Origin of the sequence: Arthrobacter sp. ZGTC212 (assembly GCF_002929255.1) — a bacterium.
Classification (GTDB): Bacteria; Actinomycetota; Actinomycetes; order Actinomycetales; family Micrococcaceae; genus Arthrobacter_B; species Arthrobacter_B sunyaminii.
On sequence record NZ_PJIJ01000003.1, the window covers coordinates 588329 to 600765 of the forward strand.

Annotated in this window: 4 protein-coding genes and 2 tRNA genes; 5 read left to right on the plus strand and 1 reads right to left on the minus strand. The window is 64.1% G+C overall.

The window, feature by feature from the left end:
* The first annotated feature begins 1 nt into the window (after position 1).
* The 4 genes from CXQ89_RS14865 to CXQ89_RS14880 all read left to right on the plus strand — a co-directional run bounded on the left by CXQ89_RS14865 (position 2) and on the right by CXQ89_RS14880 (position 8989).
* Entirely contained in the window at positions 2 to 1285 is a 1284-nt protein-coding gene (locus CXQ89_RS14865; RefSeq protein ID WP_104161801.1) for a deoxyguanosinetriphosphate triphosphohydrolase, read from the plus strand.
* A gap of 156 nt (positions 1286 to 1441) precedes the next feature.
* Positions 1442 to 6700 carry a thioester domain-containing protein gene (locus tag CXQ89_RS14870; protein ID WP_104161802.1) on the plus strand — a complete coding sequence of 1753 codons (5259 nt, stop codon included), beginning with the start codon at positions 1442 to 1444 and terminating at the stop codon, positions 6698 to 6700.
* Between the two features lie 143 nt (positions 6701 to 6843).
* A complete protein-coding gene (gene dnaG / locus CXQ89_RS14875) occupies positions 6844 to 8853 on the plus strand; it encodes a DNA primase (protein ID WP_104161803.1) in 2010 nt (669 codons plus the stop codon).
* A gap of 63 nt (positions 8854 to 8916) precedes the next feature.
* A tRNA-Asn gene (locus tag CXQ89_RS14880) sits at positions 8917 to 8989 on the plus strand.
* Positions 8990 to 9056: 67 nt separating this feature from the next.
* Here CXQ89_RS14880 and CXQ89_RS18950 read toward each other — a convergent pair.
* Positions 9057 to 12044, minus strand: coding sequence for an endo-1,4-beta-xylanase (locus CXQ89_RS18950; protein ID WP_258060118.1), 2988 nt, complete (start codon positions 12042 to 12044; stop codon positions 9057 to 9059).
* Positions 12045 to 12361: 317 nt separating this feature from the next.
* Here CXQ89_RS18950 and CXQ89_RS14890 point away from each other — a divergent pair.
* Positions 12362 to 12434 (plus strand) — tRNA-Asn (locus CXQ89_RS14890).
* Positions 12435 to 12437: the final 3 nt, after the last annotated feature.

A 12437-nucleotide genomic window follows, 5' to 3' on the forward strand; every position in this document is an offset into this window, starting at 1 on the left:
CATGACCTTTCCGCAGGCTTTCCAAACCGCAGGCTATACCGATGTTGACCTTGCACGCTGGGTCACCGAGCCTGCCAAGAACACCAACCGCACCCAGTTTGGCCGGGACCGTGCCCGGGTGCTGCACTCCTCGGCGCTGCGCCGGCTCGGCGCCAAAACCCAGGTGGTGGCTCCGGACACTGATGACTTTGTCCGGACCCGGCTGACGCATTCCCTCGAGGTGGCCCAGGTGGGGCGCGAACTCGGGAATGCGCTGGGCTGCGATCCCGACGTCGTCGACGCCGCCTGCCTCTCGCATGACCTGGGCCATCCGCCGTTCGGGCACAACGGCGAGACGGCGTTGAATGACATTGCCCATGCCATCGGCGGGTTCGAGGGCAATGCGCAGACCCTGCGCCTGCTGACCCGGCTGGAACCCAAGATCATCGCACCGGACGGCAGCCCGGCCGGCCTTAACCTGACACGGGCCTCCCTGGATGCGGCCTGCAAATACCCGTGGTCCATCGCCGATGCGCCGCTGGTGAACGGCCACCGGACCACCAAGTTCGGTGTCTATGAAGATGACATGCCTGTCTTCAGCTGGCTGCGCGACGGCGCCCCCGCCGGCCGTTCCTGCCTCGAGGCACAGGTCATGGACCTGGCTGATGACATTTCCTACTCCGTGCATGACGTTGAGGACGCCATAGTGGCCGGCCACGTGCAGCTCAAGTGGCTGGACAATCCGGACCAGCGCGCCCGGGTCATCGGTTACACCCAGCAGTGGTACCTGCCCGGTACCGAGGGCGCGGCGATTGAGGAGGCTCTCAAGAGGCTCGAAACTGATCCGGTGTGGGTCCGCGAGTCCGACGGCAGCCGCAGGTCCATGGCCGCGCTCAAGGACATGACCAGCCAGCTGATCGGCCGGTTCTGCAACAGCGCGCTGGAAGCCACCCGCCTCATCTACGGCACCGATCCTCTGACCCGCTACAACGCCGAGATGGTGGTTCCGGAAGAGACCAAGCTGGAGATCGCCGTCATGAAGGGACTGGCCACCACCTTCGTGATGACCACCGACCAGCGCCAGCCGCTGTATGAACGCCAGCGCGAGATCCTCACCGCCCTGGTAGCCCAGCTGGCCGCCACGGGGGATCGGCACCTGGAGCCCATGTTCGCTGCCGATTGGCGGGAAGCGGCCGACGACGGCGCCCGGCTTCGCGTGGTCGTGGACCAGGTCGCTTCACTCACTGACGGGTCCGCGTTGGCACTGCACGAGCGGCTGGTGGGCCCGGTTCCGGCGCTCTGGTAAAAATATCTGGTTGTCCCGGATGAAAAAGGCCCGTTAACTCTGGTGGACCCCGGTGTGTCTCGTTAGTGTTTCGGCTCTGAGGTGTAACATCCACCCCTTCGGTTACCACTGGCCGCAGGAGCACCTCTACCGGACAACTCTCACGGGGGACTCTTCATGAGCGACCAGCCACACGTCAACGTCCGTCGCCGCCGCCGCGGGTCGCCCCCGCAGCCTTCCCGTATGCGGATCTGGGCGGGGATACTCCTGGCGCTGCTGCTGGTGGGAGCCCCGCTGAGTGCTCCGGCCAACGCCGCCGTCGATCCGGAACCGCCGCGCGGGGAAGCTCCCACCTCGGACGCCGGCACCGACATTGTGATCACGTCCCTGGGTGAAGGACGACGGAACATCTCCGGGGCGCTGCCGCCACTCGGGGACACCTGGCCCATTGACGCCTATCCCACCACCCGTCCGGCGGGCTACGAGCCAGAGACCGTGGGTTTCGCGGGGGTCATTAATACCCAGGAAGTGGGCGGGACCACGACGGCCCAGATGTACTGCATCGATCTGCGCACCTCCACACGGGTGGGCATCGGGTACGAAAACGGCACCTGGGACGAGTCCAACGTTCCCAATATCGGATATGTGAACCGGATCCTGAATACCTATTATCCGAGTACGAATCTCCCTACCGGTGTCAACAACAATGACAAGGCCGCGGCCGTGCAGGCAGCCATCTGGTTCTTCACGGACGGCTACGTTGTCGACCGCGGTGGTAACAATCTGTATTCAACCGTTGCCTCGATCGTGAACGCCACCATCGCGGCCGGGCCGCTGGAGGAACCGGACGCCCCGGATATTTCGATCACTCCCGCCACTGCCGAAGCCGCAGTGACCGGTGTCGCCGGACCCTACACCGTGACCTCTGAAGCAGATCAAATCACCGTGACGGTCGACGACGGGTTCGGTCTCTTCGCAGATGCCGCAGGCACCGTGCCGCTCACCAACCCCGTTGCCAGCGGTACGCAGGTGTGGGTGCGGAGCGAGGACGGAGGCACCGGGCCGGCCGCCATTAGTGCCCGTGCGGTGGTGACCGTTCCCACCGGCAGTGTGTACCTCTATGACGGCGCCACCTCCGGGGTGGACACTGCCCAGAAGCTGATCCTCGCGGACACCCGGGAACTGAGCTCCGCAGCCAGTGCCACGGCCACCTTCTTCGAGGTCGGAGCCTTGACGGTTACCAAGTCGATAGAGGGTCCGGCCGCCGGCAGCCAGGACGCGGTGGTCATCAGTATCGACTGCGGACCGGGATACCAGTTCACCTTCAACATCGACGCCGGAACCACCGGAACGCCGTCGGAGACCTTCACCGACATTCCGGCGGGAACCGCCTGCACCATCACCGAGCCCACCAACGGCACCAATGAAAGCGTGCAGGTCAGCACTACCATTGTGCCGACCGCCGTCACCATCCCCTCGGGGTCAACGGCAACGGCAACCGTCACTGACACCTACACCTTCACTCCGGGAACGCTGGTGGTCACCAAAACCAACACCGGCGAGGCAGACGGCGCCCAGGGCGAGGTGATAATTTCCGTGGTCTGCACCCTGGACGGTGCCACCGTACTGGACACCACTGTCACCATTCCGGCGGGAACCCTCACTCCGGAGGCAGCCGAATTCCCCAACCTCGCCGCCGGCACCAGCTGCACCGTGACGGAAACCGCCACGGGGGAGACCACTTCCGTGTCAGTCGAGGTGGCCGGGGAAGGGACCGTGACGATTCCGGCCGCAGGAAGTGTCACAGCAGCACTGACGAACACCTACACCTTCACTCCCGGAACCCTGGCGGTCCGCAAGGACATCGCCGGCACCGGTGCGGGGCGGCAGGGCACCGTCACTTTGCAGGTGACCTGCTCCTCCGGCCTGAACCAAACCATCACGATCCCGGCCGGAACCATCGAAACCACCACTGAGGAATTCCCGGGCCTTCCCGCCGGGACCACCTGCACGGTCACAGAGACGGCGGACGGCGCGACCACGGAGGTCAGCGTCACCACGGTGGTTGACCCGGCAGGCGGAGCAGTAACCGTCCCGGCCGGCGACGGCGTTGAGGTGACCTTTACGGACACGTACACGGTCAACCCCGGAGCCCTGGTCGTGAACAAGGCCATCGCGGGGGTGGCTGCGGGCCAGCAGGGCGATGTCACCCTGCAGGTCACCTGCACTTTGGAGAGCGCAGTTGTCGCAGAGGAGACCTTCACTGTCACTGCCGGCACCACCGGAACCGTTCCGGCGGGCACCCTGACGGGGATTCCGGAAGGTGCCAGCTGTGCCGTCACCGAACCCGTCACGGGCGAGACTACTGAAATAGGCGTGGTGGTGGATCTGCCCGATTCCGTAACCATCACCGCAGGCGCCACTGCCACGGCTACAGTGACAGACACGTATTCCGAAAACCCCGGCATCCTGATCGTCACCAAGGTGATTACCGGGGAGGCTGCCGGAAACCAGGACGCCGTGGAAATTGATGTCCTGTGCACCCTGGGCGGTGAAACCGTGTTCGAGGAGACCTCCCAGATCCCCGCCGGAGAAACAGGGGAGGTAGGGGCGCAGTTCCTGAACATTCCGTCGGGCGCATCCTGTGCCATTACTGAACCGGTTACCGGAGCTACCGAAGTTGTCCAGGTCAGCAGCGAGATCCCAACACCGGTGACCATCACCCCCGGTGGCACGGAGAGCGCGACGGTCACGAACACGTACACCTTCGCTCCGGGCACGTTGACGGTTACCAAGTCCATCACCGGTGAAGCTGCCAGTGAGCAGGGTGAGGTTGTCCTGCAAGTCCAGTGCGGCCCGGACGGGTCGGTGCTGGATGAGACGGTGACGATTCCGGCGGGGTCCACGGGGGATGTTCCCACGACGTTTGAGGACCTTCCCGCGGGAACCGAGTGCACGGTCACGGAACCGACCAGCGGCGCCACTGAGACCGTCCTGGTCTCGACGGAACTGCCGGACCCGGTGACCATTCCCGCCGCCGGGGGCTCCGAAGCTACGGTGACCAACACCTACACCTTCGCTCCGGGCACGTTGACGGTTACCAAGTCCATCACCGGTGAAGCTGCCGGTGAGCAGGGTGAGGTTGTCCTGCAGGTTCTGTGCGGTCCGGACGGGTCGGTGCTGAGCGAGACGGTGACGATTCCGGCGGGGTCCACGGGGGATGTTCCCACGACGTTTGAGGACCTTCCCGCGGGAACCGAGTGCACGGTCACGGAACCGACCAGCGGAGCCACCGAGACGGTCCTGGTCTCGACGGAACTGCCGGACCCGGTGACCATTCCGGCAGGCGACGGAGCCGAAGCTACGGTGACCAACACGTACACCTTCGCTCCGGGCACGTTGACGGTCACCAAATCCATCACCGGTGAAGCTGCCGGTGAGCAGGGCGAGGTTATCCTGCAGGTTCTGTGTGGTCCGGACGGGTCGGTGCTGGATACGACAGTGACTATTCCGGCCGGGTCCACGGGGGATGTTCCCACGACGTTTGAGGACCTTCCCGCCGGCACCGAGTGCACGGTCACGGAACCGACCAGCGGAGCCACTGAGACCGTCCTGGTCTCGACGGAACTGCCGGACCCGGTGACTATTCCGGCAGCGGACGGAGCCGAAGCTACGGTGACCAACACTTACACCTTCGCTCCGGGCACGTTGACGGTTACCAAGTCCATCACCGGTGAAGCTGCCGGTGAGCAGGGTGAGGTTGTCCTGCAGGTTCTGTGCGGTCCGGACGGGTCGGTGCTGAGCGAGACGGTGACGATTCCGGCGGGGTCCACGGGGGATGTTCCCACGACGTTTGAGGACCTTCCCGCGGGAACCGAGTGCACGGTCACGGAACCGACCAGTGGTGCCACTGAGACCGTCCTGGTCTCGACGGAACTGCCGGACCCGGTGACCATTCCGGCAGCGGACGGAGCTGAAGCTACGGTGACCAACACGTACACCTTCGCTCCGGGCACGTTGACGGTTACCAAGTCCATAGCCGGTGAAGCTGCCGGTGAGCAGGGCGAGGTTGTCCTGCAGGTTCTGTGTGGTCCGGACGGATCCGTGCTGAGCGAGACGGTGACAATCCCTGAGGGGTCCACGGGGGATGTTCCCACCACGTTTGAGGACCTTCCCGCGGGAACCGAGTGCACGGTCACGGAACCGACCAGCGGAGCCAGCGAGACCGTCCTGGTCTCGACGGAACTGCCGGACCCGGTGACTATTCCGGCAGGCGACGGAACCGAAGCTACGGTGACCAACACCTACACCTTCGCTCCGGGCACGTTGACGGTCTCCAAGACCATCACCGGTGAAGCAGCAGGCCAGCAGGGAGAAATTGTCCTTCAGGTCCGGTGTGGCCCGGACGGGTCGGTACTGGATACGACAGTGACGATCCCGGCCGGTTCAACGGATCCGGACAGCACCACGTTTGAGGACCTTCCGACCGGCACCGAATGCACGGTCACGGAGCCCACCAGCGGTGCCACCGAGACGGTCCTGGTCTCGACGGAACTGCCGGACCCGGTGACCATTCCGGCTGGGGGAGGATCCGAAGCCGCGGTGACCAACACCTACACCTTCGCACCGGGCACGTTGACGGTTACCAAGTCCATAGCCGGGGATGCCGCCGGGCAGCAGGGTGAGGTTGTCCTGCAGGTTCTGTGCGGTCCGGACGGATCCGTGCTGAGCGAGACGGTGACAATTCCGGCGGGAACGACCGGGGATGTTCCCGCGACGTTTGAGGACCTTCCCGCCGGCACTGAGTGCACGGTCACGGAACCGACCAGCGGAGCCAGTGAGACCGTCCTGGTCTCGACGGTCCTGCCGGAGCCGGTAACAGTGGTCGGTGCTCAGACTGTCGCGGCCACGGTTACCAACACCTACACCCTGGCGCCGGGGACGTTGACGGTTACCAAGGTCATCACCGGTGATGCGTCGGGCGCGCAGGGTGAAGTCGTCCTGCGGGTTATGTGCGGACCGGATGGCACGGTCCTGGATGAAACGGTGACCATTCCGGCCGGAACCACGGGTGCTGTCAGCACAGGGTTCCAGGACCTCCCCACCGGCACCGAGTGCACCGTTACCGAACCTGTTAGCGGAGCAACCAGTACCGTGAACGTGGCGGCGGATCTGCCGGATCCGGTAATGATCCCTGCCGGCGGCGGGGCTGAAGCTACCGTGACCAACACCTACAGTTCGGTGGTCGCTCCGACGCCGAAACCCACCCCGGCCCCGGTCAAGCCGGCCCGTCCGGATCTGCCCTCCACCGGCGCCAACGGAACCGTCGGCTTCCTCGCCGCCGGAGCCGGACTGCTCCTGGCCGGTGGCATCGCAATGGCGGCCAGCCGCCGCAGGGCAAACAGTGCGGAGGATGACAGCAGCCATCAGCAGTAATCCGCAGTAGCAGTCAGAGAGGATCCCGCGCGGCCATTGGCTGTGCGGGATCCTCTTTGTGCGGAGCCTTTCTGCACCGGACCCCTGGGCGTGCCGCGCGTGACCAGCCACGGCGGTTAGGACAGGAAGAATAGACTGGGATCATGGCCGGCCTGATTAAACGCGAAGACATTGACGAAGTACGCTCCCGCACCGACATCAAGGCCGTGATTGACGGCTATGTCACACTGAAGTCCGCAGGCATCGGTTCCTACAAAGGTCTGTGCCCCTTCCACGACGAACGTTCCCCGTCCTTCCACGTCCGGCCGCAGGTAGGCACCTACCATTGCTTTGGCTGCGGCGAGAGCGGCGACGTCATTTCCTTTGTCCAGAAGATGGACCACGGCACCTTTTCGGAGACAGTGGAAAAGCTCGCCGCCCGGCTCGGCTACGAGCTGCACTATGAAGACGGCGGAACCGGACCGCGCCGCGAAGACGTCGGCAAGCGCCAGCGGCTGCTGGACGCCCACAAGATCGCGGCAGAGTTCTTCGCCGCGCAGCTGCGCACCCCCGGAGCCCAGGCGGCCCGCGACTTCCTGCAGGAACGCGGCTTTGACCCGGCAGCCGCAGCCCACTTCGGCGTGGGCTATGCACAGCAGGGCTGGGACACCCTGCTCAAACACCTCACGGACAAGGGCTTCACCCGAGAGGAACTGGCCGGCACCGGCATGTTCTCCACCGGGTCCGACGCCTCCCGCTTCTACGACCGGTTCCGCGGCCGGTTGATCTGGCCCATCCGCGACCTGACCGGAGCCGTGATCGGGTTCGGCGCCCGCAAGCTTTACGAGGATGACCAGGGACCCAAATACCTGAACACCCCCGAGACCGCGCTCTACAAGAAATCGCAGGTCCTGTACGGCATTGACCTGGCCAAGCGGTCCATCGCCAAGGACCGGCAGATCGTCGTCGTCGAAGGCTATACGGACGTTATGGCCTGCCACCTCGCGGGGATCACCACCGCCGTCGCCACCTGCGGCACCGCCTTTGGCGAGGACCACGTCAAGATTGCCCGGAGGCTGCTCTCCGATGACGGTTCCGGGGGAGAGGTGATCTTCACCTTTGACGGGGACGCCGCGGGACAGAAGGCTGCGCTGAAAGCCTTCGATCTGGACCAGCGCTTCACGGCTCAGACCTATGTTGCCGTAGACCCGGAGGGCATGGATCCGTGCGACATCCGGCAGAAACACGGAGACACCGCCGTCGCTGAGCTCATCCGCTCCCGGCGGCCGCTGTTCGAGTTCTCCATCCGCTCCACGCTGCGCAAATTCGATCTCAATACAGTCGAAGGCCGCGTACAGGCGCTGCGTGCCGCAGCACCGGTGGTGGCGGAAATCCGCGATCCCGCCATGCGCCCGGCCTACGCCCGCGAGCTCGCCGGCTGGCTGGGCACCGACGTCGACGATGTCACGCGCGCCGTCTCGTCGGCTGCCAAACGCCTACGGGAAGGCGGTACGCACGGCAAGTCCGCACCGTCCGCTGCGGGGCGCGACGACGCCCGCGGCTCCCAGCACGAATCCCGGGACCGCAGAGGCCAGCAACAGGCCCAGCAGGGGAGCCGCCAAGGCTACCAGCAGCCTCAGGACAGCGGCGGCGGTTACGGTCAGTCCGTGCCGGAACCGGTACTGGAGGAGCCGGTCTTTTCCCGGCCGGACCCGAGGGATCCCGCCGCCCGCATGGAGCGGCAGGCACTGGAAGTGGCCTTGCAGCAGCCGGGACTGCTGGATGAGGGGCAGTGGGAACGCTTCAAAGCGGCCCGCTTCTCCGTTCCGGCCTACCTTGCCGTGCACAACGCCATCATTGCCGCCGGGCATGCCGGCACCGCACCGGCACAATGGGTGGAACAGGTCCGTCAGGAACTGCCGGACACCCTCCGCGACTTCGTCAGCGAACTAGCGGTAACACCGTTGCACGCCCGGGACAACGATGCCCTGCAGCGGTACTGCCGGGACATCCTCAACCGGCTGTTCGAACTCCAGGTGACACATCTGAAAGCCGAGAAACTGGGCCAGCTGCAGCGGCTCGATCCGTCGGCGGACCCGGCCCTGTTCCAACAGTTGAACCGTGAGCTGATGGAGCTGGAAATGCAGCGCAGGGCGTTGCGGGGAGACCAGTAAGGGCCTCTGGCAGGCACCGATTTCGCTTCCCCGCAAAACCTCTGTAGAGTAGTACTCGCGCTTTCCTCCGTAGCTCAATTGGCAGAGCATTCGACTGTTAATCGAAGGGTTACTGGTTCAAGTCCAGTCGGAGGAGCAAATGAATGAGGCCCGAACCGGGAATACCGGTTCGGGCCTCATTTTTTATGTGGGTGATGCGGCGGTCAGCGCCGTCCGGAGTGCCTGTGCTTCTTCACCACCACGTCGAAGCTGTTGGTCCTCGTGTTCCCGGCTGCATCCGTGGCTGTGCAGGTGACCGTGGTTGTCCCCACGGCAAAGGAACCGCCGCGTCGCGGAGAGCAGTTCACCGGCACCTTTCCGTCAAGGGTGTCGATGGCCGAGGGTAGCGGGTAGGACACTTTTGCCCGGCCGGCCCGCTTCGCGTAAACCACCACGTCCGGCTGGTCGGCGATCCGCGGAGCCAGGACGTCGGCAGGCCGGGCCGGCAGTTTCGCGGGATCCACGATGCCCCAGTAAGCCGGTGTGACCTGCAGATCATCGTCGAACGGGAGCGGCTGCTCCCACGGCCGGGCCATCGGCCAGGTCCGCAGCCAGCTGCGTGCGTTGCTGATGCCCCAGAACGTGACTGAATCGATCGCCGAACTTTGCCTGCGCAGCATGGCGAACAGATCGCGGTAGTAATAGCCCACTTCGGCTGCGGCATCGGCGTCGTTCTCGAAAGCCGGCGAGTAGGGGTCCACGGGTGCTCCGCCGACGTCCGCGCCCTGGTTCTCGGTGGAGGCGTTTACGTCGAGCTCAGTGATCGCCTGAAGGAGATCCGGATTGACCTTCTCAACAGCCCGTATTGAGTCCTCGAGCCACTGGACCGGACGGGCGACGTCGACGTGGGCCTGATGGCCCACACCGTCGATGGGCACGCCGCGGGCTTCCAGCGCACGGATCAGGTCGAGATAGTCCGCACGTTTTGCGGGCATTTCAGTGTTGTAATCGTTGATGAAGAGCTTGGCCTCCGGGAAGTACCGGTCGGCGAGTCGGAACGCCTCGTCGACATAGCGCTCACCAAGGATCTGGAACCAGCGGCTGTCCCGCATATCGTGCGGGTTGGCGGTGTCACCGTCAGCGATCGTCTCGTTGACAACATCCCAGGCCCAGATGGGGCTGTCCCCGTTCGGGTAGCGGGCGTTGATGTGATCCGAGATGCCCTTGATGTGGGCCTCCATGCGCGCCTTCAACAGGGCCCGGTCGGCTGGATTGCGGGTGAGGTCCCGGGAACCGTCCTTGAAGAACCATTCCGGGGTTTGGGAATGCCAAACCAGCACATGCCCGTACACCTGGACATTGTTGGCGTCCGCGAAATCCAGCAGCTGGTCAAGCTGGGTGAAGGTGAACTGTCCTTCGACGGGCTGCACACTCTCAGGCTTGCCGGCGTTCTCAGGCGTAAAGGCGTTGAAATGCTTCCGCATGAGGTTAGCAGCGCTGCCTGCTGTCTCGCGCGCGTCGATCGCTGCTCCCACATGTTCAATTCCCTGCGCACCGAGGACATCCTTCAACGAGGGGACATCGGTTTGGATGGGGATCTCCGGAACCGCCGCGAGACTGAAGTCATCGAGCAAATAATCCACTCCGGCCGTTCCTTCGACGTATACCTGCGCTTTGTCCGCAGCCGCACCGAGGGTGTATGTGCCCGTGAGCTCGGTCCAGCCGTCGGCGGTGACAGTGGCGGCCGCACCAGCAACGCCCTCGAAGGCGCTCCCGCCCCCGTTATCACGCTGAACGGAGATCTTCAGCGAAGCCGGCTGCTGTCCGGGGGCGAGTTTGGCCCACACGGAGATCCGAACGGCGGCACCGACAGGCAGGGCGCCGGTGACGTCGAGGGCGGCGCCGTGCCAGTCCTGGGAACGGTTCGTGACCAGCAAGCTACCGGTCCCGGTGCGGGCATCAGAGCTTTGGGCAATCAGGACGCCGTCCCCGCGGGCAGCCCATCCGTCGGTCCCTGTCTCGAAGCCGGATGTCACGCCGCCGGGAGTTTCGCCGGTAGGCGGCGGCTGCGACCCGCCTCCATCGTCAGGGACAGAAGAGGGATCCTTCAAGGTTTTCCGCAGGGCGTAGTACGCGGGCTTCCGCGTGAAGTCCTCCTCCATGACTGTTGCCTCACCCTCACCCGTGAAGAACACCGGAACCCAGGAGTACTTGTCCGTAAAGCCCCAGATGGTAAATGAGTTGCAGTCCTCGACTGACAGGCAGGCCTTGAGGGCACGCTGGTAGTAGTCCGCCTGCTGCGCGAGCTGCTCAGAGGTCGGCTCGGTGCCGGCAACAATGTCCATGCGGACATCGATTTCGGTAATGGCCGTTTCCAAACCCAAATCATCAAAGCGCTGCAGATTAGCCTGAAGGGCGTCGGGGAAGCCGTACCGGGTGCTTAGATGCCCCTGGATGGCGAATCCGTCAACCTTCACGCCCTGTGCCTGCAGCCGGGGGATGAGTTCAAGGTAGGCGTTGCTCTTCGGGTTGATGTCCTCGACCCCGAAGTCGTTGAAGAAAAGCTTCGCCGAAGGGTCGGCCTCATGTGCCCATTGGAAGACGTCGGCAATGATGTCCGGTCCCAGCTCCCGGAGCCAGATGTTTTCAGTGGTGCGCAGGGTTCCGTCGTCGTTGAAGATCTCATTGGCTACGTCCCATTGCTGGATTTTTCCGGCATACCTGCCCACCACGGTCTGCACATGGTCCTTGAGGATCCCGCGGAGCTCCTCTTTCGAAAAGTTTCCCTGCTCCAGCCACTGCGGATTCTGGCTGTGCCAGAAGAGTGTGTGGCCGCGCACTGCCTGTTTGTTCTTTTGGGCGAACCGAACAATCGAATCCATTTCGGCGAAGCGGTAGACATCCTTTTCCGGATGGATGAATTCCCACTTAGCCTGGTTCTCCGGTGACACTGAATTGAACTCAGCGGCAAGCTGCCTGCGGTATTCCTTGTCGAAGGTAAAGGGATCGGGGTAGTCCTGAGTCTCGTGGTGACCGCCGCCGGCAACGGCTGAACCAATGTTGAAGTCCTTCGGTGCGGCTCGGCGCAGGGTGTCTTGTTTGGACTGTCCCGGTGGACGCTTTCCATCCTGCTGCACGGCCACCGCCGGAACCGTCGGCAGGACCAGCGCCGAGGTCAGAAAAAGAGCGGTGAGTAAACGCGGTACCTTCATGGAACTCTCCCTTGAGTACATTGCGGGGCCACCACGACGGCAGCCACAGTTGGCGCTTGGGTTCGAAGCCTGCCCGAAGCGGCGTGGGGAACGGTATGAACGTCCCCGGACGGGGTCAACAGCAATAGCTGCTGTTGACGGGCAAATCCATGCTTCCCCTTGCACTTCCACCGGCGGGACTGATATGGAGGTTGTTGGCCCGTGCCGGTGTTTTGGCGCAGTGCCGGTGGGTGGTCGGGGGAACGGATGATGAGATCCGGAACACACCCGGATGTGCATATACACACCAAAAACCCTGTATAGTAGAACTCGCGCTTTCCTCCGTAGCTCAATTGGCAGAGCATTCGACTGTTAATCGAAGGGTTACTGGTTCAAGTCCAGTCGGAGGAGCAA

Excerpts from the sequence above, each read along its gene's own strand:
- CXQ89_RS14865 (WP_104161801.1), top strand. The coding sequence starts at position 2 with ATGACCTTTCCGCAGGCTTTCCAAACCGCAGGCTATACCGATGTTGAC.
- CXQ89_RS14870 (WP_104161802.1), top strand. The coding sequence starts at position 1,442 with ATGAGCGACCAGCCACACGTCAACGTCCGTCGCCGCCGCCGCGGGTCG.
- dnaG (WP_104161803.1), top strand. The coding sequence starts at position 6,844 with ATGGCCGGCCTGATTAAACGCGAAGACATTGACGAAGTACGCTCCCGC.
- CXQ89_RS18950 (WP_258060118.1), bottom strand. The coding sequence starts at position 12,044 with ATGAAGGTACCGCGTTTACTCACCGCTCTTTTTCTGACCTCGGCGCTG.